27 protein-coding genes and 1 pseudogene are annotated in these 26,716 nt (G+C 73.4%); 19 read left to right on the top strand and 9 right to left on the bottom strand.

Annotated elements, in window-relative coordinates:
• Positions 1-19 precede the first annotated feature (19 nt).
• Together ACWZEH_RS29830 and ACWZEH_RS29835 are read left to right on the top strand one after the other, a co-directional pair.
• A complete protein-coding gene (locus tag ACWZEH_RS29830; protein ID WP_456194163.1) occupies positions 20-934 on the top strand; it encodes a S66 peptidase family protein in 915 nt (304 codons plus the stop codon).
• A 52-nt stretch (positions 935-986) separates the two neighbouring features.
• Complete coding sequence (locus ACWZEH_RS29835) at positions 987-1,538, top strand: GNAT family N-acetyltransferase (RefSeq protein ID WP_456194164.1); 552 nt, start codon at positions 987-989, stop codon at positions 1,536-1,538.
• A 53-nt stretch (positions 1,539-1,591) separates the two neighbouring features.
• Here ACWZEH_RS29835 and ACWZEH_RS29840 read toward each other — a convergent pair whose 3' ends face one another.
• Complete coding sequence (locus ACWZEH_RS29840) at positions 1,592-1,942, bottom strand: VOC family protein (protein ID WP_456194165.1); 351 nt, start codon at positions 1,940-1,942, stop codon at positions 1,592-1,594.
• 154 nt (positions 1,943-2,096) lie between these two features.
• On the opposite strand from ACWZEH_RS29840, the gene ACWZEH_RS29845 reads away from it, so the two are divergent.
• From ACWZEH_RS29845 to ACWZEH_RS29860, 4 genes are read left to right on the top strand one after another with little or no spacing between them, the layout of a single operon-like run.
• Entirely contained in the window at positions 2,097-3,725 is a 1,629-nt protein-coding gene (locus ACWZEH_RS29845) for an NAD(P)/FAD-dependent oxidoreductase (protein ID WP_456194166.1), read from the top strand.
• Entirely contained in the window at positions 3,722-5,569 is a 1,848-nt protein-coding gene (locus ACWZEH_RS29850; protein WP_456194167.1) for a transketolase, read from the top strand. The genes ACWZEH_RS29845 and ACWZEH_RS29850 overlap by 4 nt, the downstream gene beginning before the upstream one ends.
• Positions 5,566-6,564 (top strand): DNA polymerase domain-containing protein, encoded by a 999-nt coding sequence (locus tag ACWZEH_RS29855; protein WP_456194168.1) that lies wholly within the window; start codon positions 5,566-5,568, stop codon positions 6,562-6,564. Before ACWZEH_RS29850 ends, ACWZEH_RS29855 begins: the two co-directional genes overlap by 4 nt.
• Complete coding sequence (locus ACWZEH_RS29860) at positions 6,561-7,262, top strand: GvpL/GvpF family gas vesicle protein (RefSeq protein WP_456194169.1); 702 nt, start codon at positions 6,561-6,563, stop codon at positions 7,260-7,262. The genes ACWZEH_RS29855 and ACWZEH_RS29860 overlap by 4 nt, the downstream gene beginning before the upstream one ends.
• A 100-nt stretch (positions 7,263-7,362) precedes the next feature.
• Here ACWZEH_RS29860 and ACWZEH_RS29865 read toward each other — a convergent pair whose 3' ends face one another.
• Both ACWZEH_RS29865 and ACWZEH_RS29870 read right to left on the bottom strand, forming a co-directional pair.
• Positions 7,363-7,533, bottom strand: a complete 171-nt coding sequence (locus ACWZEH_RS29865; protein WP_456194170.1) for a hydrophobic protein — start codon at positions 7,531-7,533, stop codon at positions 7,363-7,365.
• A gap of 42 nt (positions 7,534-7,575) precedes the next feature.
• Positions 7,576-8,397: a methyltransferase domain-containing protein gene (locus ACWZEH_RS29870; RefSeq protein WP_456194171.1), complete on the bottom strand. Its 822-nt coding sequence runs from the start codon at positions 8,395-8,397 to the stop codon at positions 7,576-7,578.
• A gap of 200 nt (positions 8,398-8,597) precedes the next feature.
• Here ACWZEH_RS29870 and ACWZEH_RS29875 point away from each other — a divergent pair, with 200 nt between their 5' ends.
• The gene (locus ACWZEH_RS29875; RefSeq protein WP_456194172.1) at positions 8,598-10,217 is read left to right on the top strand and encodes an ABC-F family ATP-binding cassette domain-containing protein; all 1,620 of its coding nucleotides are present in this window, start codon (positions 8,598-8,600) and stop codon (positions 10,215-10,217) included.
• Positions 10,218-10,255: 38 nt separating this feature from the next.
• Positions 10,256-10,599: pseudogene (locus ACWZEH_RS29880) on the top strand (DUF6158 family protein).
• A 75-nt stretch (positions 10,600-10,674) separates the two neighbouring features.
• On the opposite strand, the gene ACWZEH_RS29885 reads toward ACWZEH_RS29880, so the two are convergent.
• A complete protein-coding gene (locus tag ACWZEH_RS29885) occupies positions 10,675-11,229 on the bottom strand; it encodes a type 1 glutamine amidotransferase domain-containing protein (protein WP_456194173.1) in 555 nt (184 codons plus the stop codon).
• Between the two features lie 55 nt (positions 11,230-11,284).
• Positions 11,285-11,677, bottom strand: coding sequence for a DUF2795 domain-containing protein (locus tag ACWZEH_RS29890; protein WP_456194174.1), 393 nt, complete (start codon positions 11,675-11,677; stop codon positions 11,285-11,287).
• A 189-nt stretch (positions 11,678-11,866) separates the two neighbouring features.
• Between ACWZEH_RS29890 and ACWZEH_RS29895 the strand changes: the two genes are divergently transcribed.
• The 4 genes from ACWZEH_RS29895 to ACWZEH_RS29910 all read left to right on the top strand — a co-directional run bounded on the left by ACWZEH_RS29895 (position 11,867) and on the right by ACWZEH_RS29910 (position 15,736).
• Positions 11,867-12,073, top strand: coding sequence for a hypothetical protein (locus tag ACWZEH_RS29895; protein WP_456194175.1), 207 nt, complete (start codon positions 11,867-11,869; stop codon positions 12,071-12,073).
• A gap of 205 nt (positions 12,074-12,278) precedes the next feature.
• The gene (locus tag ACWZEH_RS29900) at positions 12,279-13,295 is read left to right on the top strand and encodes a hypothetical protein (RefSeq protein WP_456194176.1); all 1,017 of its coding nucleotides are present in this window, start codon (positions 12,279-12,281) and stop codon (positions 13,293-13,295) included.
• Between the two features lie 126 nt (positions 13,296-13,421).
• Positions 13,422-14,669, top strand: coding sequence for an aminotransferase class I/II-fold pyridoxal phosphate-dependent enzyme (locus tag ACWZEH_RS29905; RefSeq protein WP_456194177.1), 1,248 nt, complete (start codon positions 13,422-13,424; stop codon positions 14,667-14,669).
• Entirely contained in the window at positions 14,666-15,736 is a 1,071-nt protein-coding gene (locus ACWZEH_RS29910; RefSeq protein ID WP_456194178.1) for an MBL fold metallo-hydrolase, read from the top strand. The genes ACWZEH_RS29905 and ACWZEH_RS29910 overlap by 4 nt, the downstream gene beginning before the upstream one ends.
• A gap of 60 nt (positions 15,737-15,796) precedes the next feature.
• On the opposite strand, the gene ACWZEH_RS29915 is transcribed toward ACWZEH_RS29910, so the two are convergent.
• The gene (locus ACWZEH_RS29915; protein WP_456194179.1) at positions 15,797-16,441 is read right to left on the bottom strand and encodes a DedA family protein; all 645 of its coding nucleotides are present in this window, start codon (positions 16,439-16,441) and stop codon (positions 15,797-15,799) included.
• The gene (locus tag ACWZEH_RS29920) at positions 16,438-17,211 is read right to left on the bottom strand and encodes an MBL fold metallo-hydrolase (protein WP_456194180.1); all 774 of its coding nucleotides are present in this window, start codon (positions 17,209-17,211) and stop codon (positions 16,438-16,440) included. The genes ACWZEH_RS29915 and ACWZEH_RS29920 overlap by 4 nt, the downstream gene beginning before the upstream one ends.
• 81 nt (positions 17,212-17,292) lie before the next feature.
• Between ACWZEH_RS29920 and ACWZEH_RS29925 the strand changes: the two genes are divergently transcribed.
• From ACWZEH_RS29925 to dnaK, 6 genes are all read left to right on the top strand, one after another.
• Positions 17,293-17,694 carry a hypothetical protein gene (locus ACWZEH_RS29925; RefSeq protein ID WP_456194181.1) on the top strand — a complete coding sequence of 134 codons (402 nt, stop codon included), beginning with the start codon at positions 17,293-17,295 and terminating at the stop codon, positions 17,692-17,694.
• A gap of 165 nt (positions 17,695-17,859) precedes the next feature.
• The gene (locus ACWZEH_RS29930; protein WP_456194182.1) at positions 17,860-19,935 is read left to right on the top strand and encodes a phage holin family protein; all 2,076 of its coding nucleotides are present in this window, start codon (positions 17,860-17,862) and stop codon (positions 19,933-19,935) included.
• A 99-nt stretch (positions 19,936-20,034) separates the two neighbouring features.
• Positions 20,035-20,571, top strand: coding sequence for a hypothetical protein (locus ACWZEH_RS29935; RefSeq protein WP_456194183.1), 537 nt, complete (start codon positions 20,035-20,037; stop codon positions 20,569-20,571).
• 178 nt (positions 20,572-20,749) lie between these two features.
• A complete protein-coding gene (locus tag ACWZEH_RS29940) occupies positions 20,750-21,178 on the top strand; it encodes an OsmC family peroxiredoxin (protein ID WP_456194184.1) in 429 nt (142 codons plus the stop codon).
• Between the two features lie 144 nt (positions 21,179-21,322).
• Complete coding sequence (locus ACWZEH_RS29945) at positions 21,323-22,051, top strand: glycerophosphodiester phosphodiesterase family protein (protein ID WP_456194185.1); 729 nt, start codon at positions 21,323-21,325, stop codon at positions 22,049-22,051.
• Positions 22,052-22,158: 107 nt separating this feature from the next.
• Positions 22,159-24,111 (top strand): molecular chaperone DnaK, encoded by a 1,953-nt coding sequence (gene dnaK / locus ACWZEH_RS29950; RefSeq protein ID WP_456194186.1) that lies wholly within the window; start codon positions 22,159-22,161, stop codon positions 24,109-24,111.
• Here dnaK and ACWZEH_RS29955 read toward each other — a convergent pair.
• Positions 24,105-24,968: a helix-turn-helix domain-containing protein gene (locus ACWZEH_RS29955; protein ID WP_456194187.1), complete on the bottom strand. Its 864-nt coding sequence runs from the start codon at positions 24,966-24,968 to the stop codon at positions 24,105-24,107. The genes dnaK and ACWZEH_RS29955 overlap by 7 nt on opposite strands.
• A 351-nt stretch (positions 24,969-25,319) precedes the next feature.
• Here ACWZEH_RS29955 and ACWZEH_RS29960 point away from each other — a divergent pair, with 351 nt between their 5' ends.
• On the top strand, positions 25,320-25,748 hold the full coding sequence (locus ACWZEH_RS29960) for a hypothetical protein (RefSeq protein WP_456194188.1): 429 nt from the start codon (positions 25,320-25,322) through the stop codon (positions 25,746-25,748).
• Here the strand turns inward: ACWZEH_RS29960 and ACWZEH_RS29965 are convergent.
• Complete coding sequence (locus tag ACWZEH_RS29965) at positions 25,730-26,563, bottom strand: helix-turn-helix domain-containing protein (RefSeq protein ID WP_456194189.1); 834 nt, start codon at positions 26,561-26,563, stop codon at positions 25,730-25,732. The two genes, ACWZEH_RS29960 and ACWZEH_RS29965, sit on opposite strands and share 19 nt — an antisense overlap.
• Positions 26,564-26,716 lie beyond the last annotated feature (153 nt).

Genomic DNA, 26,716 nt, shown 5'->3' on the forward strand with positions numbered 1-26,716 from the left:
GACAGGCCGGGTCGAGCCGTTGCGGCGGCCGTCCCGGCTCGGTCCCGGCGCCCGGGTGGCCGTCGTCGCGCCCAGCGGGCCCGTGCCGGAGGAGCGGTTGCAGGCCGGTCTCGACACGCTGCGCGGCTGGGGCCTCGACCCGGTGGCCGCACCCCATGTCCTCGACCGGCACGGCGAGTTCGACTACCTGGCCGGCACCGACGCCGACCGGGCCGCCGACCTGCAGGCCGCCTGGTGCGATCCCGCGGTGGACGCGGTGATCTGCGCCCGGGGCGGCTACGGCGTGCAGCGCATGGTCGACCTGCTCGACTGGACGGCGATGCGGGCGGCCGGACCGAAGGTCCTCGTCGGGTTCAGCGACATCACCGCCCTGCACGAGGCGTTCGCGACCCGGCTCGGACTGGTCACCCTGCACGGGCCGATGGCGGCGGGCGTCGACTTCCTCAAGAACGCCCGCGCGCAGGAGCACCTCAAGGCCACCCTGTTCGCCCCCGAGACCGTCCGCACCCTCACCTCCGACGGCACGGCGCTCGCCCCCGGCCGGGCGCGCGGCGTCACGCTCGGCGGCTGCCTCACCCTGCTCGCCGCGGGCCTCGGCACTCCGCACACCCGGGCCTTCGCGCGCGGCGGCCTGCTGTGCCTGGAGGACGTGGGGGAGGAGCCGTACCGCCTCGACCGCTGTCTCACCCAGCTGCTGCGGGCCGGCCGGCTCGACGGCGTGTCGGGGCTGCTGCTCGGCTCCTGGGCGCAGTGCGGCCCGTACGAGAAGGTGCGGGCCCTGCTCGCCGACCGGGTCGGCGGTCTCGGCGTGCCCGTGGCCGAGCAGTTCGGGTTCGGGCACTGCGACGGGGCACGCACCGTGCCGTTCGGCGTCATGGCCGAACTCGACGCGGACGCGGGTACCCTGACGCTCGACGAACCGGCGCTGAACTGAGTCCGTCCGGCACGCGGCAGCGGGCATCGGACACCCGTCGTAGGGTGGCACGGTGCCGCACCACGCTTCCCGCCACCTCGCCGAAGGCCCCCACGTGGGAATACGTCACTTCACCCACGCGGACAGCGCCGAGTTCACCGCCCGCGCCCGGCAGAGCAGGGACCTGCACCACCCCTGGCTGTTCCCGCCGGACAGTGCCTCGGCGTACTCCGCGTACGCGCAACGGCTGATCGAGGACCCGACCAGGGCGGGCTTCCTGGTCTGTGAGAAGGGCGACGGCTCCATCGCCGGGTTCATCAACATCAACAACATCGTGCACGGCGCGTTCCAGTGCGGCGTCCTGGGGTACGGCGCGTTCGCGCACGCGGCGGGGCGCGGGCTGATGCGCGAAGGGCTCGGCCTCGTCGTGCGGCACGCCTTCGGACCGATGCGGCTGCACCGGCTGGAGATCAACGTGCAGCCCGCCAACGCCGCCTCCATCGCCCTGGCCCGCGGCTGCGGATTCCGCCTCGAGGGGTTCTCACCGGACATGCTCCTCATCGACGGCGCCTGGCGCGACCACGAGCGCTGGGCCCTCACCCGCGAGATGCGCGGGCCGCACTGACCGTGCCGGTGCGGCCCGCGTCCGGAGGGCAGAGGCAGCCGCGGCCAGGTGGGTCAGGGGGTGCGGCGGTCCGCGTACTCGTACACCGCCCCGTCCGGGTGCCGTGCGATGAGATTGCGGCCCACCGGGGTGGGGAGCGGGCCGGCGATGACGTCCGCCCCCATCTCGGCCAGCACCTGACCGGCCTCCTCGACGTCCTCCACCGCGATGGTCGCCGCCACCTTGCGCAGCACGTCCAGCTCGGCCGCGGGGCCGCTCATCAGCAGGAAGCAGCCGACGGCGGCCACCTGGACACCGGCTCGCTCGAAGCGCAGGGCCCTGCCACCCGCCAGCCGCTCGTAGAAGGGGATCGCGGTCTCGATGTCGTCGACGCAGACGCGCAGTGTGGCACCCAGAATCTCCATGACGACGAGCCTAGTTGGCCCGCTGCGGCGGTTGTACCTCAGCTCGCCCCACGTCGTGCCCCGCCGGATCGGGGACCGGCGGACGTTTGGCCGCCCGGTCCGGGGAAACGCGGAAGTCTCCCGAAGCACGTGACGACAGCGTTGGAGGCGAGCTGTGGGGCGACCCCGCATCGTGATCGTCGGTGCCGGCTTCGCCGGTTACCGCACCGCCCGCACCCTGTCCCGGCTGGCCCGGGGGCGGGCCGACATCACCCTGCTGAATCCGACCGACTACTTCCTGTACCTGCCCCTGCTGCCCCAGGTCGCCGCCGGAGTCCTGGAGCCGCGCAGGGTCACGGTCTCCCTCTCCGGCACGCTCCCGCACGTACGGCTGGTGCTGGGCGAGGCCGACGGCATCGACCTCGACGCACGCACCGTGCGCTACACCGACCCCGAGGGCGAGGGCGGCACCCTCGCGTACGACCGGCTGGTGCTGGCCGCCGGCAGTGTCAACAAACTGCTGCCCATTCCCGGCGTCGCCGAGCACGCGCACGGTTTCCGAGGGCTGCCCGAGGCGCTGTACCTGCGTGACCACGTGACCCGGCAGGTGGAGCTCGCGGCCGCCACCGACGATCCCGCGAAATGCGCCGCCCGGTGCACCTTCGTCGTGGTCGGTGCCGGTTACACCGGAACCGAAGTCGCCGCGCACGGAAAGCTGTTCAGCGACGCGCAGGTTCACAGGCACCCCATGCGGACAGGCATGCGGCCACGCTGGCTGCTGCTGGACATCGCCGACCGTGTGCTGCCCGAACTCGACGAGCGGCTCTCCCGCACCGCCGACCGGGTCCTGCGCGAACGGGGCGTGGAGGTACGCATGGGAACCTCCGTGAAGGAGGCCACGCACGAGGGAGTGCTGCTGACCGACGGCGAGTTCGTCGACACCCGGACGGTGGTGTGGTGCGTGGGCGTACGGCCCGATCCGCTCGCCGAGTCGCTCGGACTGCCCATGGAACGCGGGCGGCTGCTGGTCGACCCGCAGCTGCGGGTACCGGGCCGGCCCGAGGTGTTCGCGTGCGGCGACGCGGCGGCCGTCCCCGACCTGGAGGAACCCGGGCAGTACACCCCGATGACCGCGCAGCACGCATGGCGCCAGGGCAGGGTCTGTGCCCACAACGTCGCCGCATCCCTCGGCGACGGCGAGCCGCGCGCCTACCGGCACCGCGACCTGGGCTTCGTGGTGGATCTCGGAGGTGTCAAGGCGGCGGCCAACCCGCTGGGCGTCAACCTGTCCGGACCTGCGGCGGGGGCGGTCGCCCGTGGCTACCACCTCGCGGCGATGCCCGGCAACCGGGTGCGCGTCGCCGCCGACTGGCTGTTGGACGCCGTACTGCCGCGTCAGGCGGTCCAGTTGGGGCTCGTACGGTCGTGGTCGGTGCCGCTCGACACGGCGTCCCCGGAACTGGCCCGGGTGCCGTCCGGCCCGGCACGGGGGCACCGTCCCGGCGAGGCCACCGGACCCGCACCCGCCGCGTCGCAGTCGGCCACAGAACCCGCGAAGAATCAACCCGGCGGTGAGCCGGCCAAGAATCAGCCCGGCGGTGAGCCCGCGAAGAATCAGCCCGGCGGTGAGCCCGCGAAGGGCGGTCGGCCGGCCCCAGGACCGCCCACCGGCCCGGACACCGCCCCCGGCCCCGTCAAACGCACCGACGCCCCGGCGAACGGGGCCGGCCACGCCGGCACGACCGGCCCCAGGTATCCCCGTGATCCTGACGATCCCACCCCTCCCGTCCAAGGAGACTCATGAACACCGGTGAACTCGTCGAGCTCGGACAGCAGTTGCGCGTGGACAGCATCCGCGCCGCGGCCGCCGCCGGCTCCGGGCACCCCACGTCCTCGATGTCCGCGGCCGACCTGATGGCCGTCCTGCTGGCCCACCACTACCGCTACGACTTCGACCGCCCGGACCACCCGGGCAACGACCGTCTCGTCCTTTCCAAAGGACATGCCTCGCCCCTGATGTACGCCGCCTTCAAGGCTGCCGGAGCCATCGACGACGAGGAACTGCTCACCTTCCGCAGGCTCGGCAGCCGCCTCGAGGGGCATCCCACTCCCCGGCGGCTGCCCTGGGTCGAGACGGCCACCGGATCGCTCGGTCAGGGGCTCCCCGTCGGCGTCGGCATCGCGCTGGCCGGCAAACGGCTCGACCGCACCGGCTACCGGGTGTGGGTGCTGTGCGGGGACAGCGAACTGGCCGAGGGCTCGGTGTGGGAGGCCGCCGAGCAGGCCGCCCACGAGAACCTCGACAACCTCACCGCCGTCGTGGACGTCAACCGGCTCGGCCAGCGCGGCCCCACCCGGTACGGGCACGACCTCGACGCCTACGCCCGCCGGTTCCAGGCCTTCGGCTGGCACACCGTGGAGGTGGACGGACACGACGTCGACGCCGTGGACCGCGCCTGCGGCGAGGCGGCCTCCACCAAGGGGCAGCCGACCGTGATCCTCGCCCGGACCCTCAAGGGCAAGGGCGTCGCGGCCATCCAGGACCGCGAGGGGATGCACGGCAAACCACTGCCGGAAGCCGACGAGGCGATCGCCGAACTCGGCGGTCCGCGCGACCTGCGCGTCCAGGTGCGGGAACCCTCCGACGCCCGCGCCCTGCACGCCGTGCACACCGGGCAGGCCGAACCGCCCCGGTGGGACAAGGGCGAGAAGGTCGCGACGCGCAACGCCTTCGGTGAGGCGCTGGCCGCCCTCGGCACCGCGCGCGGCGACGTCGTGGCGCTGGACGGAGAGGTCGGCGACTCCACCCGCGCGGAGTTCTTCGCCAAGGAGCACCCCGAGCGCTACGTCGAGTGCTACATCGCCGAGCAGCAGATGGTCGCCGCGGCGACCGGCATCGCATCGCGGGGCTGGGTGCCGTACGCGACCACCTTCGCCGCCTTCCTGACCCGCGCGTACGACTTCGTCCGCATGGCGTCGGTCAGCGGCTCGGGAATCAACCTCGTCGGCTCGCACGCAGGCGTCGCCATCGGCGAGGACGGGCCCAGCCAGATGGGTCTCGAGGACCTGGCGATGATGCGGGCGGTGCACGGATCGACCGTGCTGTACCCCTGTGACGCCAACCAGACCGCGCGCCTGGTGGCCGCCATGGCGGACCTCGACGGCATCCGCTACCTGCGGACCTCGCGCGGTGAGAGCCCGGTGGTCTACGGCCCGGACGAGGAGTTCCCCGTCGGCGGCAGCAAGGTGCTGCGCTCCTCGGCCGAGGACCGGCTGACCGTGCTCGCGGCAGGTGTCACGGTGTCCGAGGCGCTGGCAGCCGCGGACACCCTGGCCGAGCAGGGCATCGCGGTCCGGGTGATCGACCTGTACTCGGTCAAGCCCGTCGACCGGGACACCCTGCGCCGGGCGGCGGAGGAGACCGGCTGCCTGCTGACCGTGGAGGACCACCATCCGCAGGGCGGTCTCGGGGACGCGGTCCTCGACGCCTTCACCGACGGGCGGCCCGTCCCGCGCCTGGTACGGCTGGCCGTCCGCGACATGCCCGGTTCCGCCTCCCCCGAGGAGCAACTGCGCGCCGCGGGCATCGACGCCGATTCCATCGCGGCGGCCGGACGGCTGCTGGCGGAGGAGGCGATCGTGCCGTGACCGACAGCGGCGGCGACGCCCGTGACGGCGTGCGGACGGTGCGGGCAGGCCGCCGCAGGGTGGGGATCCACCGGCCGGGGAAGGTGCTCTTCCCCGGCGGCGAGGGCGCCCGGGAGTACACCAAGGGCGACCTGGCCGACTACCACCGGGCCGTCGCCCCGTTCATGCTGCCGCACCCGCGGGGCAGGCCCCTGATGCTGGAGCGGCGGCCGGACGGCATCGACGGGCCCGCGTTCATGCAGAAGCACACTCCCGGGACCTGTCCGGAGTGGATCACCCGCGTCGAGGTCGGCAAGGAGGACGGCACGGTCCGCCGCACCGTGTGCGACGACACGGCCACCCCGCTGTACCTCGTCGACCAGGCGGGCATCACCCTGCACCGCTGGCTGTCCCGGGCCGGCCGGATCGAGCGGCCGGACCGGCTGGTCTTCGATCTCGACCCCTCGGGCGACGACTTCGAGGCGGTGCGGGAGGCCGCCCGGCTGCCGGCGGAACCGCTGGACGAGCCGGATCTGCCCTCGGCGCCGATGACCACCGGCTCCCGGGGGCTCCACATCGTCGTGTCCCTCGACGGCGGCCACGACTTCGACGACGTGCGCGACTTCGCCCGCGAGGTCGCCGACACCCTCGTCGGGGCGCGCCCCGGCCGGCTCACGACCGCCGCGCGCAAGAAGGAGCGGGCCGGCCGGCTCTACCTGGACGTGCAGCGCAACGCCTACGCGCGGACCGCGGTCGCCCCCTGCACCGTCCGGGCGCTGCCCGGGGCCCCCGTGGCGGCCCCGATCACCTGGGGCCGGCCGGACGACCCGGAGCTGCACGCCCGCCGCTGGACCGTCGCCGACGCCGTCGAGCACCTGCGCACCGACCCCTGGGCCGGACTGCCGCGCCGGGGCCGCGCACTGGGACCGGCCCGCCGACGGCTGAACGCACTGACCGGTGGGAGCGGGACGCCGGCACGGCGGCCGGCCGGCCGCACGCCGAAGGAGGCTTCGTGACCGGACTGCGGTACGTGTACGCCATATGCCGTCCCTACGGCACGCCGCTCCAGGCGCAGCTGACCGGTGTGGCGGGCGATCCGCCCCGGCTGCTGCCGCACCACGGCCTGGTGGCGGTCGTCAGCCATGTCCCGGAGGCCGACTTCGCCGAGGAGTCGTTCCCCACGCGCCGGGAGGACCCCGACTGGCTGACCGCGGTGGCCCGCGCCCACCAGGGCGTCGTCGACGCGCTCACCACCGTCACCACCCCGCTGCCGCTGCGGCTGGGCAGCGTGTTTCCCGACGACAGCGGCGTACGGACGATGATGGAGGCGCGTGAGGAACACTTCCTGCGGACGCTGGACCGGCTGGAGGGCCGGGTGGAATGGGGCGTCAGGGTCTTCGTCGAGGAGCCTGCCGAGGCCTCCGCCGCACCGCCGGTGTCCCCGCGGCAGGCCGAGGCCCTCGCGAACCGGCTTTTCGAGACGCTGTCCGGGTACGCCGAGGATTCCCGGCCACGCGCGTCACGCAATCCCGCGCTCCGCGGCGACGCCCCCACCCCGGGACACAATGTGTTCGATGCGGCTTTTCTCGTACCCCGGGCGGAATCCGAGAAGTTCGTGGAAAGGGTGGAACGGGCCAAAGGCGCGGTGCCCGGAATCCGCGTGGACCTCACCGGGCCGTGGGCGGCGTATTCGTTCGCCGGGGAAGACGCCTGAACGGCCCGGAGCGCAGACCCCGGGAAAGGGGTCTGCGCTCCGGGAGCCCGAAGGGCTTCGAGGGCTCGGGTCCCGCATCGGCCCCGAGGGTTTCGTCATCTCACCACCGGTACCAACGGCCCCTGCCGCCGCTCGCGGACGTGCCGCGCATGAAGAATCCCAGGAGCCACAGGACAAGCACCGCCAGCGCGATCCACCAGAGCACCTTCACGGCGAATCCGGCGCCGAAAAGAACCAGAGCCAGAAGCAGTACGAGCAGAACAGGAATCATTGTTTTGACCTCCTGGACTCCTGATTGCCCGGAATTCTCGTTTCACGCGTCCTTGCGGCAGAGGATTTCTCCGTGCAGGACGCTGAACCATCCGTCGTCCCGCACGCCCCACTCCCGCCAGGCGTCCGCCACGGCCCTCAATTGCTCGCCGGTGGCATGGCCCTGTCCGGTGGCCCGCCCGGCGTACTCCGACGCCACCGTGCGGTCGGCCCACAGGCCGCTCCACCAGGTCCGTTCCTCCGCGGTCGAATAGGTCCAGGTGCCCGAGGTCGCGGTGATGTCCGTGAACCCCGCGGCCAGCGCCCAGGACTTCAGCCGCCGCCCCGCGTCCGGCTCGCCCCCGTTGGCCCGCGCCACCCGCCGGTACAGGTCCAGCCAGTCGTCCATGCCCCGGGACGGGGGGTACCAGGTCATGGCCGCGTAGTCCGCGTCGCGGACGGCGACGACACCGCCCGGCCGGGTCACCCGCTTCATCTCGCGCAGCGCCCGCACCGGATCGCCCACGTGCTGGAGTACCTGATGGGCGTGCACCACGGAGAACGTGTCGTCCGGAAAGTCCAGCGCGTGCACGTCGCCCACCGTGAACGTGGTGTTCGTCAGGCCCCGCCCGGCGGCCGTGGAGCGGGCCCGCTCCAGGATGCCCGGCGCCCGGTCGAGCCCGGTGACGTGTCCGTCGGGGACGAGCGCGGCCAGGTCCGCGGTGATGGTGCCGGGCCCGCAGCCGATGTCCAGGATCCGCGAGGAGGGCTCCAGCGCCCCGAGGAGGTACGCCGCCGAGTTGGCCGCAGTCCGCCAGGTGTGCGACCGGAGCACCGATTCATGGTGCCCGTGGGTGTAGACGGCTGTCTCCTGCGGTGCGGACATGAGGGGCCCGTCCCTTCTCGTCGCGTTCCGGCGTTCCCGGGTTCCCGGGTTCCCCGCGTGACCGGCACAGTAGACGCATCGACCGAATGGCGAGACCCGTGTTTCACATTCCGGACGAAGGTCCGAGGTCGCGGGCGCACGCGTGCCCGGCGGTCAAAACGGTTTGCCACCGGCGTCGAGGCCCCGGACAATCGTCTCTCATGGGTCACCTCGAAGCCGCGTATCTGGAGTACTTCCTTCCCGACGGGAGGGCGCTCCTGGGCGACGTGTCCTTCCGGGTGGGGGAAGGGGCCGTCATGGCCCTGGTGGGACCCAACGGCGCGGGCAAGACGACGCTCCTGCGCCTTCTCTCCGGCGAGCTGAAGCCGCACGGCGGATCGGTCACGGTCGGCGGAGGCCTCGGCGTCATGCGCCAGTTCGTGGGCTCCGTACGGGACGGGACGACCGTGCGCGACCTCCTCGTCTCCGTCGCCACCCCCCGGATCCGCGAAGCGGCCCGCGCCGTCGACAAGGCCGAGCACGCCCTCCTCACCGTGGACGACGAGGCCGCCCAGCTGGAGTACGCGCAGGCCCTCGCCGACTGGGCCGAGGCGCGCGGCTACGAGGCCGAGACGCTCTGGGACATGTGCACGACGGCCGCGCTCGGAGTCCCGTACGACAAGGCGCAGTGGCGCCAGGTGCGCACCCTCTCCGGAGGGGAGCAGAAACGCCTGGTCCTCGAGGCGCTCCTGCGCGGCACCGACGAGGTGCTGCTCCTCGACGAGCCCGACAACTACCTCGACGTGCCCGGCAAGCGCTGGCTGGAGGAACGGCTCGAACAGACCCGTAAAACCGTACTGTTCGTCTCTCACGACCGCGAACTGCTCGCCCGCGCCGCCCAGCGCATCGTCTCCCTCGAGCCGGGTCCCGCCGGTGCCGACGCCTGGGTGCACGGCGGCGGCTTCGCCACGTACCACGAGGCCCGCCGCGAACGCTTCGCCCGCTTCGAGGAGTTGCGCAGGCGGTGGGACGAGAAGCACGCCCAGCTGAAGAAGCTGGTGCTGAACCTCCGTCAGGCCGCCTCCGTCAGCCACGACATGGCGTCCCGGTACCAGGCGGCGCAGACCCGGCTGCGCAAGTTCGAGGAGGCCGGCCCGCCACCGGAGCCGCCGCGTGAGCAGGACATCAGGATGCGCCTGAGGGGCGGCCGGACCGGAGTCCGCGCGGTCACCTGCGAGCAGCTCGAACTCACCGGCCTCATGCAGCCGTTCGACCTGGAGGTCTTCTACGGGGAGCGGGTCGCCGTGCTCGGTTCCAACGGCTCCGGCAAGTCGCACTTCCTGCGCCTGCTCGCAGGGGACGACGTGAGCCACTCCGGTGGCTGGCGGCTCGGCGCCCGCGTCGTCCCCGGACACTTCGCGCAGACGCACGCGCACCCCGAGCTGGAGAGCCGCACCCTCCTGGACATCCTGTGGAAGGAGCACGCCCAGGACCGGGGCGCCGCCATGTCCCGGCTGCGCCGCTACGAACTGACCGGCCAGGCCGAGCAGACCTTCGACCGGCTCTCCGGCGGCCAGCAGGCCAGGTTCCAGATCCTGCTCCTCGAGCTCCAGGGCGTCACGGCCCTGCTGCTCGACGAGCCGACGGACAACCTGGACCTGGAGTCGGCCCAGGCGCTCCAGGAGGGTTTGGAGGCGTTCGAGGGCACGGTGCTGGCCGTCACGCACGACCGCTGGTTCGCCCGCTCCTTCGACCGCTACCTGGTCTTCGGCAGCGACGGCAGGGTCCGGGAGACCTCCGAACCGGTGTGGGACGAGCGCAGGGTGGAACGGGCCCGGTAGGCGGGACGGGCCCGCCGGCCGGGATGTTCGTAGAGTGGATGCAGGGACGCGGGGCCCGTGGCCTTCCCCGGCGGGTACCCGGACCGCAGGACGCACACGACGAGCGGGGCACACGATGACCGGAGTCGAGCCGAACCGTCTGGACGACCAGCAGCTCATGAAGGAGCTGGAAACCATCCACCGCACGCGTCACGACACCCTGCTGTACGCCTCCAACGGCGCGCTGCGGGCCCACAACGAGCGCATGGCGCAGCTGGAGGGCGAGTACCTGCGCCGCAACCCCCGCCGCCGGGTGGCGGCGGGCCGCACGCGCGAAGGCGCCCGCGAGCGGACCGGCGCGGCCGGGGAGGCCCCCGCGGCCCCCACGACTTCGGGCACCTGACCTCCGCCCGGGCGCCGAGCCCTCGCCCGGGCGCCGCGCGGCCGCCCCGGGCCCTGCCCGGGGCGGCCGTCGGTCTCAGGCTGCCTTCGCGTCCGCTTCCGCGGCGAAGACCTCGAGATACGTCTCGCAGAACGCCTTGAGGTCGTCCGGCTTGCGGCTGGTGACCAGCTTGCCGGGGCCGTGGTCGCAGACCTTCACCTGCTCGTCGACCCAGGTGGCACCGGCGTTGCGCAGGTCGGTTGCGAGGCTGGGCCAGCTGGTCAGCTCCCTGCCGCGGACCACGTCCGCCTCGATGAGGGTCCAGGGCGCGTGGCAGATCGCGGCGACCGGCCGCCCCTGCCCGGCGAAGTCCCGCACGAACGCCACGGCCTTCTCGTCCGTGCGCAGGAGGTCCGGGTTGGCCACGCCGCCCGGCAGCACCAGCCCGCCGAAGGCGTCGGCCGACGTGTCGCCGACGACCTCCTGCACGGGAAAGGTGTCCGCCTTGTCGAGATGGTTGAAGGCCTGGATGCTGCCGGACCGCGTCGACACGAGCACGGGTTCGTGACCGGCGTCCACGGCCGCCTGCCACGGCTCGGTCAGCTCGACCTGCTCGACGCCTTCGGGCGCGACGAGGAATGCGATGCGCATGGTGCGCTCCGTCCTTTCGGTATGAGTCGTTCGGATGATGTCGGGGGAGCCGCGCCTAGGCGTTCTCCGTCTCCCGGGACCGGGTCAGCGCCTCGGCCAGTTCCTGGACGCTGTCGTAGCGGGCCTGCCGAGGCAGCCGCTCCAGCGCCTCGACGAGCGTGTCAGGGGCGTGCCGCCGGCTCAGGGTGCGCATCAGCTCACGCGGGCCCGCGGGGAAGGCCCCGCGGCCCAGGATCCTGGCCAGCTCCAGCCGCACCGACTCCAGCGACGTCGGCGCGCGGCTCGGCGTCACCGGACCGTGCGCCACCTGCGGGTCGTCCTCGGCGGACGGCTCCGGATCGTTCCACTCCTCGGTCCGGGTGGGGCGCCCCGACCTCAGCAGGCCCTGCAGCTCGTGCTTCATCTCGTCGTCGCGGTGAACGCTCAGCCGGTCGCTGCCTCGCTGCATGTTTCCCTCCAGATGGCTCGGGGTGCGCACCGCGTACCCGGACAGCGGGGACCGACACGGGGTTCGCCGGGCGGATCGTCATCGCCTTCACCGGTAAGCCGGCCCGCCGCCGGTTTGCGCCGGGAGCTGCGGGAGACCCGGCTCGCCCGCTCCTGCGTGCCCCACATGTCTCCTGGAAGGGACCCGGCCATGGCGGTGCTCGCCGTGCTCGTTCCGTCGCTCATGCTCGGCGTACTGCTGGTGCTGGGCCGCTACGAGGAACTCCTGCTGCCCGGCCCGCCCGAACGGGCCCCCGACAGCGCCACTCCACCGCAGGACGCGGGCATCCGGGCCGGCGTCACGCCCGCCGCGCCGGCCGTCCGGGCGGAACCAGGACGGGCTCCCGGCAGTTCCTGACCCGCTGCACGGGTTCCGGCACACGAGGGTTTCACCCGCTCGGGCGTGCGCGTCCCGCGAATGGGGCCCGGCCGCGCGCGATGCGGCAGCCGGGGGACTGTGATGGATGCGGGGCGTGACCCCGTGCCCCGCCGACGTGGGACCACCCCCCGCGGCCGTCGAACGGGACGCCGTGCCCCGGCCGTCGCCCGAAGGAGCCCGCACCATGCGCCGCACCGCCCGTGCCCTGACCCTCGCCGCAGCCGTCGGTACCGTCCTCAACGTGCTCGCGCCCGCCGCGTCCGCGGAGCCGTCCGCCGAGGTCAGTCCGGGCAGCGTGGCCCCGGGCGGCACCGTCACCGTCTCGGTCTTCTGCGATCCGGCCGACGGGCCCCCGCCGCAGACCCTCGAGGCGACCTCGGAGGCCTTCGACGGTGAGGTCGTCGAACTGAAGAAGGCCGCCGGCACAGACGAGAAGGAGTCCCGTTCGACCTACCGCGGCACCGCGGACATCCGGGACGTCCTGGACGCGGAGGGCGCGGCAGGGACCCTGGAGGACGAACTCTTCGACGAGGAGCCCCATGAGGAGCTCTACGAAGACCGGGACGAGGGGCCGGACGACCGCCTGAACGAGGAACTCGGCGAGGAGATCGACGAGGAGATCGACGGAGGCGTCGAGGGCACGGAGGACGCCGGGGGCGCGGAGGACGCCGAGAAGACCGAGGACACCGAGGAGACGGCGGGGCCCGTGAGTCCTGCCGACGGTGCGTTCGACGCGCTCACCCCCGAAGCGCTCGGCGCACTCGACGCCGTCGGCACGGCGGGCGGCGGCTCCGCGTGGACCGTCGAGGGCACGTGTCCCGCCGCGCCCGGCGGGAAGGGCAAGCCGTGGAGCGCCGCCTTCACCGTCGTCGCCCGCCACCCGGACGGTTCCGGCACCCCCTCCCGCGCGCCGTCCCCGTCCCACTCCCACAAACCACCGTCCCCCTCCCGTGCGCCGTCCCCGTCCCACCCCCACAGACCACCGTCCCCCTCCCACGAGCCGTCCCCCTCGCCCTGCCCTCCGTCCGAGCGTGCCCACTGCGGCGGCCCCACCGTCCCGGGAGGCGTCCACGCGGGAGTGGGCGGCGGGTTCACCGGCTCCGTCCCCGCCCTGGTCGCGGGCGGGCTGCTGATCGCGGGCGCGTTCGGCGCCGCCGCCCACCGGCTCCACCGGGGCAGGGGTACGCGTACGGATCACTGATCTCTTTCCCGAGCGGCCTCCCGCGACCGGCCGGCCCTCGCACCCGGCCCATGCCCCGGCCGGGGCATGGACCGGAGTGGGGCGGGCACCGTGGGTACTGACACCGGACATCGCGTGGAGGTGTGTATGCGGCGGACGGACCCCGAAGGCCACGGCCCCGTCCGTTTCGGGCCGGCGCTGCCCGAGGACGGGCTGCCCGTGCTGCCCGAACTGGCCGCCGTCCTCGCCGCCGCCGCGTCCCGCCCGGCGGCCGAGCCGGTCGGCGGCGGCCCGGTCCTGCTGGACGCCGCGTGCGGCCACGGCGACCGGCGCGGCCTGCCCGCGGCGCCGGACCGGGTGGCCGCCGGCCCCGGCGCGCCCGTGTTGCTCACGGCGCTCACCGCGGCGATCGGCGGGGACGTGCTGGTGCCCCGGCCCTGCGCCGCCTGGTGGGCGCCCTACGCCCGGCTGCTCGGCCGCCCCGCCTTCCACGTGCCCACCCCCGCCGAGAGCGGAGGCGTCCCCGATCCGTACGCCCTGCTGGAGACCGTGCGGCGACTGCGTGCCGAGGGCGGAGACCCCCGCCTGCTGGTGCTCTCCGTCGCCGACGACCCCACCGCCACCGTCGCCCCGCCCGAGCTGCTGCACGAGACCCTCGAGGCCGCCGTCGGCGAAGGGCTGCACCTGGTGAGTGACGAGACCTGGCGCGACACCCTGCACGCGCCGCGCGACACCGTGCTGCTCAGCCCCGCCGAGATGCTGCCCGAACGGGTCACCGTGGTCACCGACCTGGCGGGCGCCCTGCTCCCGCCCGGCTGGCCCGCCGCGGTCGCCCGTTTCCCGGCGGGCGCGGCGGGCGGCGCGCTGCACGCGCGCGTGCTCGACGTCCTGACCGCGCTCGACGCGCGCGTCGCCACCCCGGTCGCCGCGGCCGCCGCCTACGCGCTGTCCGAGCCGGAACCGGTCACCGCGCGGGTGGCAGCCGCCGTACGCCTGCACGCGCGCGTGGCCGCGGCCGCCCGCGACGCGGTGGTCGCCGCGGGAGCCCTGGCCCGGCCCCCGCAGGCCGGGCGGCACCTGTACGTCGACCTCGCGCCGCTGGCCCCGGCACTCGCCGCGCACGGCGTCGGCGACGCGCAGGAGCTGGAGGACTTCCTCACCGGACGGCTCGGCATGCCCGCGGCGGGCGGTCACCGCTTCGGCGACGACCTCGAAGCACCCCGCGTACGACTGTGCACCGCGCCCCTGCTCGGTGACACCGCCGAGCGGCGTGCGGAATGCCTCGGATCCTCCGCGCCGTTGGAACTCCCGCACCTGCGACGCATGTTGATCCACCTGAGGGCGGTCTTCGACGATCTCCGCGATGACGCCCGGCGAGGGGAGTCTCCTCGATGACGCAGCAGTCCGAGCCGGCCACGGCCACGAGCACCGCCCCGCACGCAGCCGGCCCCGCCCCTGCCGGCCCGGCGGCCGGCTCCTTCCCGGCCCCGTACCCGCCGCTCGCCGAACCCCGCCCGCTCGCCGAACGGCGGGTGTGGCCGCGCACCTTCCACGACCGGCTCACCTCCCCGCTGCCCGGCCTGAAAGGGCTCGCCCGCTTCGCCCGTGAGGGCTCCACCGGACCCGGTCCGCAGGGCCTCGCCGGCATACCGCAACTGCCGTACGCCCCCGGCCCGCCGCCCCGTGTCGGTACCCGCACGGTCGCCGTCACCTGGGCGGGGCACGCCAGCTGGGTGGTGCGGATCGGCGGGCTCACCGTGCTCACCGACCCCGTCTGGTCCCGCCGCATCCTCGGCACCCCGGCCCGCATCACCCCCGTCGGCGTCGCCTGGGAGGCCCTGCCCCGCGTCGACGCGGTCGTCATCAGCCACAACCACTACGACCACCTGGACGCCCCCACGCTGCGCCGGCTCCCGCGCGACACCCCGGTGTTCGTGCCGGCCGGGCTCGCCGGCTGGTTCCACCGCCGCCGGTTCACCCGCGTCACCGAGCTGGACTGGTGGGAGGCCGCCGAACTGAAGGGCGTCCGCTTCGACTTCGTGCCGGCCCACCACTGGTCCAAGCGCACCCTCACCGACACCTGCCGCTCCCTGTGGGGCGGCTGGGTGCTCACCGACTCCGACGGACAGCGCGTCTACTTCGGCGGCGACACCGGCTACGGTCACTGGTTCTCCCGGATAGGCCGCCGCTACCCCGGCATCGACCTCGCCCTGCTGCCCATCGGCGCCTACGAGCCGCGCTGGTGGCTCAGGGACGTCCACTGCGATCCGGAGGAGGCGGTACGCGCCGCCCGTGACCTCGGCGCGCGCCGGATGGCGCCCATGCACTGGGCGACGTTCGTCCTCTCCGCCGAACCGGTGCTGGAACCCCTCACCCGCGTCCGTGCCGCCTGGGACCGGGCGGGTCTGCCCCGCGAGCACCTGTGGGACCTGCCCGTCGGCGGCTCCCGCGTCCTGGACTGACCAGGGCCGCCCGGCCCACCGACGCCCACCCGCCCGCCGTCCGCCGGGGCGGGCGGCGGATCACCGCGCCGCCGCCCGCCCCCGCAGGTAACGCCACGCGCCCGGAGCCACGCTGATCAGCACGGTCAGCACGACCGCCGTGAGCACGCCCTGCCAGGGCTCGTCGAACAGCGAGCCGCCGAGGACGCCGATCAGCTGGTACGTCGCCGCCCAGGCCAGACAGGCCGGCAGGTTGCCGCGGACGAAGCGGCGGATGGGCCAGTCGGCGATCAGGCAGGCCAGCATCACCGGAAGACGCCCCGCCGGCACCAGCCGGGACAGCACCAGCACCGAGACGCCGTGGTCGGCGAGTTTCTCCCGCGCCTGATCGAGCCGGTCCTCCGGCGCTCGCGCCCGGATCGCCTTCAGCCAGCGCGAGCCGTTCCGCGACCGCATCCCCCGCCGCCCCAGCCAGTAGAGCGCGATGTCCCCGAGGAACGCGGCCAGCGACGCCGTCGCGAACACCAGCACCATCGAGATCGGTGCCGCCCGGTGGAAGGCGACCACCGCCGCCGAACTGACCAGCGCTCCGGTCGGCACCACCGGCACCAGCGCCCCGATCAGCACCAGCAGGAACAACGAGGGATACCCGATCGCCTGCTGGGTGGTGTCCGGAGTCACCGTCGCCGGTACGGTCACCTGCGTCAGGGCGGCGGGCAGGGTCACCGTGGAACTCCCAGGCGCACGCTCTCCCCGTGCCCCAGCCGGTGCACCGGCACCCCGGGCGCCCGCTCGGCCGCCCGCCGCACGAACTCGTCGCCGGGCGAGTGGAATTCGTGCGGACGCACGGCGTCCATGCCGACCGGCCAGTACGTGCCGTAGTGCACCGGCACCGCGCTGCGCGCCCCCAGCCGGACCAGTGCCTCGGCGGCGCGGGCCGCGTCCAGATGCCCCTCGCCGAGGTACGGACCCCAGCCGCCCACCGGCAGCAGCGCCACGTCGACCGGGCCGACCTCCTCGGCCATCGTGTCGAACAGCCCGGTGTCACCGGCGAAGTACGTCCGCGCCTCGCCCTCCATGACGTAGCCGAGGGCGGGGGAGCGGTGCCGCCCGAGCGGCAGCCGCCGCCCGTCGTGCCGGGCGGGCACCGCCCGTACGACCAGGTCGCCCGCCGTCAGGACATCGCCGGGCGCCACCTCGCTCACCCTGAGATGCGTGAGCCGGCGCAGCGACGGCACCGCACGGCGTGCGCCCCGGGGCACGAGCAGGTGCGTGCCGGGGGCGAGCAGGGCCAGCGACGGCACGTGCAGATGGTCGGCATGCAGGTGGGAGACCAGTGCGAGGTCCGCGTGCCGGGCATCCGGCGGCGGCAGCGCGCCGCGCCGGCGCCGCAGATGCGCGAACCGGCGGGCGAACAGGGGATCGGTGATCACGCGGGTGCGCGCATCCTCGACCGTGCAGGTGGCGTGCCCCCACCAGGTGATCTCCACCGGCACCGCTTCGCCTCCTTCTGCGACTCCCCGAAGCCTACGCGCAGGAGTAGGGTCGGCGGCGAAGTCCGGAGGTGAGGGGGCGCCATGGGGCCGGTGCGGGTGATCGCGATCGCGAGTCTGACGCCGCTGGAGGAACTGGACGCCGATCCCTTCCTCGTGGACTCCCGCAGCCAGCACGCCATGTGCGCCCGCTGGGCCGACGAGCGCGGGTACGTGGTGACCCGGGAGCTGCTGGTGCGCGGCCTGCGCCCCGACCACTGCGTGCTGTGGGACGGCGTACGGCCCGGATCCGACCTGTTCGTGGCACCCAGCCGCCGGGTGCTGGAGAGCGCCCTGTCCTGCGTCGAGGAGTTCACCGTCGAGTGCGCGCGGCGCGGGGTGCGCGTGGAGACCGTCGGCCGCGCCGAACCGCTGTACGACGCCGTGATGAAGGCCCGGGTGCACCGCCGCCTGTCCATGCCGACCGCGGGCTACGACGGCCGTTGAGACCTGCCCGCCCGGCTCGGGGGGCACCGCCCGGCTCCGGGGACCGCCCGCGGACGGGGGACGAAACGGCACGTCCGGGCGTTGTGACAGGGTGTGGGTACGGGCGGGGGCCGGTTCGCAGGCCGCCCTGGCGGCAAACGGGCCGGGACGTGAGGTGGACTGGGCGTGAGTGGCGTGCGGTGGCGGCGGATCGCCAGTCAGATCGGGCGGAGCGTCACGGTGTGGGCGGTCGCCACCCTCACCATGCTGGTGCTCGCCGGTATCCTCCCCGACTTCCGGCTGCGCTCCGCCGACGGCGACAGCGCCACCGACATCGCGGTCACCGCGGCGCTCGGCGCCGGCGCCTTCGGCCTGCTGTCGGCGCTGGTGTGGCCGCTGCTGGTGCGCCTGCTGCTGCTCGTGCCGGCGCTCGTCCTCGGCCTGCTGGTGTTCTTCCTCAACGGCGCGTTCCTGCTGGTGGCGCTGCGGCTCAACCCCGTCGAGCGCGGCACCGCCGCCTGGGAGACCGCGGTCGTGGTCGCCGCCGTGATGTCCGCCGTCGCCTCCGCCACCGGAGCCGCCCTCGCCGTGCGCGACGACGACGCCTACCGCCGCCGCCTCTACCGCCTCGCCGACCGCCGCCGGCGCACCACACCACCCGCCCCGGCCACTCCCGGCACCGTCTTCCTGCAACTGGACGGCGTCGGCCACGACGTCCTGCTGCGCGCCGTCGGCGACGGCCTGATGCCGACCGTCGCCCGCTGGCTCGGCACCGGCGACGCAGGCCTTCCCCACTCCCACCGGCTCACTCCCTGGCGCACCGACTGGTCCAGCCAGACCGGCGCCAGCCAGCTGGGCATCCTGCACGGCAACAACCACGACGTCCCCGCCTTCCGCTGGTACGAGAAGGACCGCCGGGAGGTGATGGTCTGCAACCGTCCCACCAGTGCGGTGGAGCTCCAGCAGCGCGCCGTCCGGTACGCCGGGCACCCCGGACTGCTCGCCGACGACGGCGCCAGCCGCGGCAACCTGTTCAGCGGCGGCGCCGACGAACAGGCCCTGGTGCTGTCCATCGCCGCCCGCCGCCGCAGCCGCGAGAACCGCTCCCGCTCCGGCTACTTCGCCTACTTCTCCGACCCGGCCAACGCCGTGCGCACCGCCCTGTCCTTCGCCGCCGAGGTGATCCGCGAGATTGGCCAGTCCACCCGCGCCCGGTGGACCGAACAGCTCCCGCGCGTCTCCCGCGGCGGGCTCTACCCCTTCATACGGGCCTTCGCGACCGTCGTCGAACGGGACGTGGTCGTCTCCGCCGTCATGGGCGACCTGCTCGCCGGCCGTACCTCCGTCTACGCCGACCTGGTCGCCTACGACGAGGTGGCCCACCACTCCGGACCCGCGGGCCGGGACGCCGAGAAGGTCCTGCAACGCCTCGACCGCTCCCTCGCCCTGATCGAGCACGTCGCCGAACACGCCCCCCGCCCCTACCGGATCGTGGTCCTCTCCGACCACGGCCAGAGCCCCGGCGAGACCTTCCGCTCCCGATACGGCCTCACCCTCGGCGACCTGGTGCGGGCCGGCTGCGGACTGCCCGTGCCGCGCCGCGCCCGGCGCACCCGCAGCGGCGCCGAGGCCCGCGCGGCGGTCCGGGCCGCGCTGCGCCGCCCGGTCGAGGAGGGCATCGAGCAGCACCGCCCCTCGCGCGACTCCGAACCCGTCGTCCTGGCCTCCGGCAACCTCGGCCTGGTCTCCTTCCCGGACGTGCCGCACCGGATGACCAAGGAGGAGATCGACGCCCGCCACCCCGCCCTGCTGCCGACCCTCGCCAACCATCCCGGCATCGGCTTCCTGCTGGTCCGCAGCCAACGGCACGGCGGCGTCGTGCTCGGCGCGCACGGCGCGGAGATCCCCCTGGACGAACTCGACGACGACCCCGGGCCGCTCGACGCGTTCGGGCCGGGTGCCGCCGACGCCGTACGCCGCACCCACTCCTTCCCGCACACCGCCGACATCATGGTCAACTCCTCCCACGACCCCGCCGACGGCGAGGTGCTCGCCTTCGAGGAACAGATCGGCTCCCACGGCGGCCTCGGCGGTGACCAGTGCCGACCCTTCCTGCTCTCCCCGGTGGTCCTGTCCGCGCCGGTCGCCGACGGGGAGGAACTCGCCGGTGCCGAGCAGGTCCACCACGTGCTGCGCCGCTGGCTGAAGGAGTCGGACGACTCCGGGCTGAAGACGGATCAGGACCGGGAACAGGCGGCCTAGGACGGGCGGCGGCCGCCGGGGCGGATCGCTCATGTGCCGCCGTACGCGGGGTATGTGGGACGGACCGTGGTTGTCCCGGCCGTCCGAGGAGGTACGTGCGTGTCCGCCGTCAAGCGTTTACTCGACCGAAGTCTTGCCGCCCAGGCGATGCTGATCTTCCCGCTGTGTGTGGGGGCCACCGCCCTGTTGCGCAGGGACGAGCATCCCGTGGTCTGGGTCGTGCAGGCCGCGCTCTACACCGGTGTCACCGTGGCGATCCTGGCCGCTCAGCGTCGCCGTTCCGTACGGGCGGCGGGTGTTGGTCCGGGAGCGGTCGCCGGCCTCAACCGCGGGATACGGCGTGGTGAGGTGCCGCAGGACCCGGAGGAACGGGCGGCCATGCGACGGCTGGCCGACGACCAGCTCGAACGCATGCAGCGCGCGGGCCGGTGGTTCCCCTACTGGCTCGCCCTGATGGGGCTCGTCGCCGTCGGCCTGCTCGTCCTCGGCGTCGTCAGCGGCTCCGTCGTCCCCTCGGCGGTCTTCGCGGCCGGCACGCTCGGGTTCCTCTGGTGGGTGGTATGGATGCGCCGCCGCTCGATGCGTCGTCTCCGTACGGCGCGATCGGCGTTGGAGAGTCCGGGTGAACGCGTGTGACGGGCCCGCCCTCCCGTCGGCGGCGCGCCGCCCGCCCTCACCGCGAGGGCGGGCGTCCTGCGGCCGCGTCGAGCCGTAGTGTGATCGGATAGGGCCGGGAACCCGGTGGCCCGGGAGTCTCCCGACCGTTTTGCTCCCCGGCCGGACACACGGCCGGACTTCTTCGAAAGGATGCGTCATGGCAGCCACGCGCTCCGCACACACCGTCTGGGAAGGCAACCTCATCAAGGGCAACGGGGTCGTCACCTTCGACTCCTCCGGCAGCATCGACGAGCAGCCGGTCACGTGGGCTTCGCGCGCCGAGGAGGCGAACGGCAGGACCAGCCCCGAGGAGCTGATCGCCGCCGCGCACTCCAGCTGCTACTCGATGGCCTTCTCCAACATTCTCGACAAGGCCGGCAACCCGCCGACCCGCCTGGTGACCTCCGCCGACGTCACCTTCGTACCCGGTACGGGCATCACCGGCATCCACCTCACCGTCGAGGGCACCGTCCCGGGCCTGGACGAGGCGGCCTTCCTCGCCGCCGCCGAGGACGCCAAGGTCAACTGCCCGGTCAGCCAGGCGCTGAAGGGCACCGAGATCACCCTGACGGCAAAGCTCTCCTGACCCGCTCGCCCTGTACGCAAGGACGTACGGAGACACCCGCAGGCCGCTCCGCAGGGGGCGGCCTGCGTCGCGTCCGCGTCCCCCGCCCCGACGCCTGGGCCCCGACGACCCCGAAGACCCCGAAGGCAGGGAGCCGCCCCCCTCATGACGTCACGGCCCGCCGTCTCCGCGCACCGGGGAGGCTCCGAACGCGCCGCGCCCGCGACCCGGGAGGCCTACGAGGACGCCCTGCGGTCCGGCGCGGAGTACGTCGAGTTCGACGTACGGCGCACGGCCGACGGGGTCTTCGTCGTCCACCACGACGCCCGTGCGGGAGGCACCGGCCCGCCGCTGGCCACGCTCACCCATGCCGAACTCCGCGCGCGAGCCGGCTACCCCGTTCCCGTCGTGGACGACGTCATGGAGCTGATCGCCGGGAAGCTCGTCGGGCATCTCGACCTGAAGGAGACCGGCCACGAGCGGGAGCTGATCGACCGCGCGATCGCCCTGCTCGGCCGGGACGGGTTCGTCGCCACCAGCCTGGAGGACCGTTCCGTCGCCGCGATCACCACGGCCTTCCCTGGCGTACGCACCGCGCTCTCCCTCGGCCGGGACGGCACCGGGGTCCCGCGGGCCCGGCTGGCGCGCACCAGGCTGAGCGAGCTGCTGCCCATGCGGCGGGTCCGTGCCTGCGGCGCCCACGGGATCGCGGCGCACCAGCGGCTCGCCCGCGGCGGGGCGCTGCGCGAGGCGGCCCGCAACGGACTGTTCACCATGGTGTGGACGGTCAACGACACCGCCCCGATGCGCGCCTTCCTCACCGACCCGCGCGTGGACGTACTGATCACCGACCGACCCCGCCGCGCCGTGGAACTGCGCGCGGCGAGCGGTTGAGGACGGGCGACGAACAGTCCGGGCAAACTATTGACAACAGCGCGCTCAAGTTTTCTGCTGGAAGTCTGTAAGTCCGAAGAGGTGTGCCCTGGCGGAAGGGGACAGCGATGGGACGTGCGGTCGGAATCGATCTGGGGACCACGAACTCGGTGGTGGCCGTGCTGGAGGGCGGTGAGTCCACGGTCGTCACGAACGCGGAGGGGGCCAGGACCACCCCCTCCGTCGTGGCCTTCGCCAAGCACGGGGAGGTGCTGGTCGGCGAGGTGGCCAAACGGCAGGCCGTGACGAACGTCGACCGCACCGCCCGCTCGGTCAAGCGCCACATGGGTGACGGGCAGTGGCACTTCCCGGACCAGGGCTCCGTGGACGGCACCCGCTACCGGGCGCAGGAACTGTCCGCCCGCGTGCTGCAGAAACTGAAGCGGGACGCCGAGGCCTACCTCGGCGAGGACGTCACCGACGCCGTGATCACCGTACCGGCGTACTTCGACGACACCCAGCGGCAGGCCACCAAGGAGGCCGGGGAGATCGCCGGGCTGAAGGTTCTGCGGATCATCAACGAACCCACGGCGGCGGCCCTCGCGTACGGCCTGGACAAGGAGAACGAGCAGACCGTCCTCGTCTTCGACCTGGGCGGCGGAACCTTCGACGTGTCGCTCCTGGAGATGGGCGACGGCGTCATCGAGGTCAAGGCGACCAACGGCGACACCCGGCTCGGCGGCGACGACTGGGACCAGCGGCTCCTCGAACATCTCGCCCAGCGTTTCAAGAGCCGGCACGGCATCGACCTGGCACGGGACAGGATGGCCGTGCAACGGCTGCGGGAGGCCGCCGAGAAGGCCAAGATCGAGCTGTCCTCCTCCTCCGGGACCACCGTCAACCTGCCCTACATCACGGCCACCGCCGAGGGTCCGCTCCACCTGGACGAGAAACTCACCCGGGCCCAGTTCCAGGAACTCACCGCCGACCTGCTCGAGCGCTGCAGGACGCCCTTCCACCAGGCCGTGAAGGACGCCGGGGTGAAGCTCTCCGCGGTCGACCACGTCATCCTCGTCGGCGGCTCCACCCGTATGCCCGCCGTCACCGAGCTGGTCCGCGAACTCACCGGCAGGGACCCGCACAAGGGCGTCAACCCGGACGAGGTCGTCGCCGTCGGCGCGGCACTCCAGGCGGGTGTCATCCGCGGCGACGTGAAGGACGTGCTGCTCCTCGACGTCACCCCGCTGTCCCTGGGCATCGAGACCAAGGGCGGCATCATGACCACGCTGATCGAGCGCAACACGACCATCCCGACCCGGCGTTCGGAGACCTTCACCACCGCCACCGACAACCAGCCCTCGGTCGGCATCCAGGTCTACCAGGGCGAACGCGAGATCGCGGCGTACAACAAGAAGCTCGGCGTCTTCGACCTGACCGGTCTGCCCCCGGCCCCGCGCGGCGTCCCGCAGATCGAGGTGGCCTTCGACATCGACGCCAACGGGATCATGCACGTCTTTGCCAAGGACCTCGCCACCGGCCGGGAACAGAAGATGACCGTCACCGGCGGCTCGGCACTGCCCAAGGACGACATCGACCGCATGATGCGCGAGGCCGAGCAGTACGCCGAGGAGGACCGCAGGCGCCGCGAGGCCGCCGAGACCCGCAACCAGGCCGAGCAACTCGTCTACCAGACCGAGAAGTTCATCCGGGACAACGAGGACCGGATCCCCGCCGGCACCAGGGCCGAGGTGGAGGGCGCCGTCGCCGAGCTGAAGCCGCTGCTGGAGAGGCCCGCCGACACGGCCGCCCTGCGCGCCGGCGCCGAGAAGCTCGCCGCGGTCAGCCAGCGGATGGGCCAGGCGATGTACGCCCAGGCCGACGCCGGGAACGGGGCCGGGAGCGAAGCCCGGTCGTCCGCGGACGAGGCAGGCCCCCATGGGGCACCACGGGAACAGGGCGGCGAGGGCGGCGAGGACGGTGTCGTCGACGCGGAGATCGTCGACGACGAGAACGACAAGAACGACAAGAACGACGAGGGGGCGGGGAGCGGCGGAAGGGGCGGGCGCGGGGCCGCTCAGTAGCTGTCCCGGAACTCCCGCAGCAGCTTCTGCGTGTGCTGGGTGGAGGCGGCCCGCGCCGTCATGTGGTCCAGCACCTCCAGGTGCACCGAGACCTCCTTGCGGGAGTCCAGATACAGGGCGCCGGTCAGGTACTCGGTGAACACCATGTCGGGCAGCTCCGGCTCGGCGAACCGGAACAGCGAGAAGGGCGCGTACGTCCCCGGGTGGGGGCCGTCGGCGAATTCGGCGACCTGGAGCGTGATCCGGTCCCGCTCGGACCACTCCAGCAGCTTGTCGAACTGCTCACGCATCACCCGGCCGTCGAGTGACACCGGGCGCCGCAGGACCGTCTCCTCCAGGATCACCCACAGGTGGGGCGGATCCCGGCGCTCCAGGAGCCGCTGCCGCTCCAGCCGCAGCGAGACATGCCGCTCGACGGCCTCCGGCCCCTGGTTCCCGATCGTCCCGGCCTCCATGACGGCACGCGCGTAGTCCTCCGTCTGCAGCAGCCCCGGCACGAAGTGCGGCTCGTAGGACCGGATGACCCGGGCGGCGCCCTCGAGGCTCACGTACAGGCTGAACCACTCGGGCAGCACGTCGTGGAACCGCTGCCACCAGCCAGGACGGTTCGCCTCCTCCGCGAGCCCGATGAAGGTGGCGGCCTCGCTCTGGGACACCCCGTACGTCGTCAGCAGGATCTGGATGTACGGGATCTTCAACGCGACCTCGGCCGTTTCCATGCGCCGGACGGTCGCGGGGGCCACCCGCAGGACCCGGGCGGCCTCCTCGCGGGTGAGGCCCGCCGTCTCCCGCAGCTCCTGCAGCCGCCTGCCGAGTACCACTTGGCCCACCGTGGGTGCGGCCCGCCGTTCACTCACGCCACGTCTCCCCAACGCGCCCAAACACACGATCAGTCTGCCATGCCCGCCCGACCCTCTCACGGGAGACGGCCGGGCGCCCCCGTTCCCGGGCGCACGGGGCATGACGTCCCGGGTAATCGACCACGGCCCGCCCCGGGCGGGATCGTGGACGTACCGGGTCCCGGGCCGGCGCACTTTGGGCCGGGACCCGGACCGGGTTCGTCCAGCACCCGCTGACAGGAAGGTACGCGGTATCCGGAGCGTCGTATGCGATATGCGGTGCGCTCCGGCGTTCAACCCGTGACCGAACCGCCCCGAACCGGCCTCGACCCCGCCCCCGCCCCCGACCCCGACGGAGGGTGATCCATCATGTCCGCGACCCGGCTCGCCGCACTCACCCGGGCCCTTGGCCCACAGTCCGTACTGCGCCGCCTCCTGGTGCTCGACGCCGCCGTGACCGGCGTCAACGCACTCGCCTACCTCGCCCTCCCCGGTCCGCTCGGCCGTCTCCTCGGCGTCGGCTCCGGCCTGCTGGCCGGGCTCGGAGCCTTCCTCGCGGTGTACGCGGCCGGCGTGGGTCTGCTGGCCTCGCGCCCGCATCCGCCGGCACTGGGCGTCCGGGCCGTCGTCGAGATCAACCTCGTCTGGGCGGTGGTGAGCTGCGCCGCCCTCCTGCTGTGGCTCGAGCCGAGCACGGCGGGCGCGGTGTGGACGGTCCTCCAGGCCCTCGTCGTGGCCGGTTTCGCCCTCCTCCAGCACACGGCGCTGCGGAGTTCCCGTCAACTCATCCAGGAATGAAGGTACTTGGCCGTTGCCGGATCGGCCGGCAGGAGGGTCTCCACCGCCAGCTCGGCGACGGTCACGTCCATCGGTGTGTTGAAGGTGGAGATGGACGACACGAACGACAGGATCCGGCCCTCGTGCTCGATGCGCATCGGCAGCGCGAAGTACGCCACGGACGCCGACTCCTCCTCTCCGGCCCCCTCGACCGGGTCCGGCTCGAGTTCCGGCGCCCAGAACGCCGAGACCTCCTCGTACAGAGCCCGCAGCGGCGCGGAGCGGCGGAGTGCGATCTGCCGCTCCATCTGCTCCAGCAGATGACCGCGCCACTCCCGCAGATTCCGGATCCGGGGTGCGAGACCCTGCGGGTGCAGCGTGAGCCGCACCGCGTTCAGCGGCGGCACCAGCAGCGACTCGGGCACCCCGTCGAACAGCGTCATGATCCCGCGGTTGGCGGCCACGACGTCGTACATCGCGTCCACGACCAGCGCCGGATACGGCTCGTATGCGGTGATCAGCCGCTCGATGCCCTCGCGCAGCGCCTCCAGCGCCGGGTCGTCCAGGGGGGTCTCGGGGAACCGGGGCGCGTAACCGGCCGCCAGCAGCAGCGCGTTGCGCTCCCGTACCGGGACGTCCAGGTGCTCGGCCAGCCGCAGCACCATCTCCTCGCTGGGCCGGGAGCGGCCGGTCTCGACGAAGCTGATGTGCCGGGCGGACGAGTCCGCGCGCAGCGCGAGCTCCAGCTGGCTGACCCGCCGCTGTTCCCGCCAGGCGCGCAGCAGCGGCCCCACGCCTTCGGCGGCGGGGGCGGTCCCGGACATGAGAGTGCTCATGCCGGGACGGTAGCCGAGAAGGCACCGCACGCGGGAGCCGTGCCTTCGGGTCCGTCCCCCCCCGGCCGTCCCCGGCCTCCTGCACAGGGTCCGGCGGCACGTCCTGTGGCACGCTGGGCGGGAGAGGAATCCGACCGCACCGGGGGACAGAGG

It is taken from the genome of Streptomyces yamdrokensis, from assembly GCF_053890455.1.

Coding starts and splice junctions, on each gene's coding strand:
- ACWZEH_RS29885 (WP_456194173.1), bottom strand. CDS start 11,229: ATGCGCATCGCATTCCTCGTCGCGCCCGAAGGCGTCGAGCAGGTCGAG.
- ACWZEH_RS29910 (WP_456194178.1), top strand. CDS start 14,666: ATGACGCAGCAGTCCGAGCCGGCCACGGCCACGAGCACCGCCCCGCAC.
- ACWZEH_RS29905 (WP_456194177.1), top strand. CDS start 13,422: ATGCGGCGGACGGACCCCGAAGGCCACGGCCCCGTCCGTTTCGGGCCG.
- ACWZEH_RS29900 (WP_456194176.1), top strand. CDS start 12,279: ATGCGCCGCACCGCCCGTGCCCTGACCCTCGCCGCAGCCGTCGGTACC.
- ACWZEH_RS29865 (WP_456194170.1), bottom strand. CDS start 7,533: ATGATTCCTGTTCTGCTCGTACTGCTTCTGGCTCTGGTTCTTTTCGGC.
- ACWZEH_RS29945 (WP_456194185.1), top strand. CDS start 21,323: ATGACGTCACGGCCCGCCGTCTCCGCGCACCGGGGAGGCTCCGAACGC.
- ACWZEH_RS29890 (WP_456194174.1), bottom strand. CDS start 11,677: ATGCAGCGAGGCAGCGACCGGCTGAGCGTTCACCGCGACGACGAGATG.
- ACWZEH_RS29960 (WP_456194188.1), top strand. CDS start 25,320: ATGTCCGCGACCCGGCTCGCCGCACTCACCCGGGCCCTTGGCCCACAG.
- ACWZEH_RS29965 (WP_456194189.1), bottom strand. CDS start 26,563: ATGAGCACTCTCATGTCCGGGACCGCCCCCGCCGCCGAAGGCGTGGGG.
- ACWZEH_RS29870 (WP_456194171.1), bottom strand. CDS start 8,397: ATGTCCGCACCGCAGGAGACAGCCGTCTACACCCACGGGCACCATGAA.
- ACWZEH_RS29875 (WP_456194172.1), top strand. CDS start 8,598: ATGGGTCACCTCGAAGCCGCGTATCTGGAGTACTTCCTTCCCGACGGG.
- ACWZEH_RS29940 (WP_456194184.1), top strand. CDS start 20,750: ATGGCAGCCACGCGCTCCGCACACACCGTCTGGGAAGGCAACCTCATC.
- dnaK (WP_456194186.1), top strand. CDS start 22,159: ATGGGACGTGCGGTCGGAATCGATCTGGGGACCACGAACTCGGTGGTG.
- ACWZEH_RS29850 (WP_456194167.1), top strand. CDS start 3,722: ATGAACACCGGTGAACTCGTCGAGCTCGGACAGCAGTTGCGCGTGGAC.
- ACWZEH_RS29925 (WP_456194181.1), top strand. CDS start 17,293: ATGGGGCCGGTGCGGGTGATCGCGATCGCGAGTCTGACGCCGCTGGAG.
- ACWZEH_RS29840 (WP_456194165.1), bottom strand. CDS start 1,942: ATGGAGATTCTGGGTGCCACACTGCGCGTCTGCGTCGACGACATCGAG.
- ACWZEH_RS29895 (WP_456194175.1), top strand. CDS start 11,867: ATGGCGGTGCTCGCCGTGCTCGTTCCGTCGCTCATGCTCGGCGTACTG.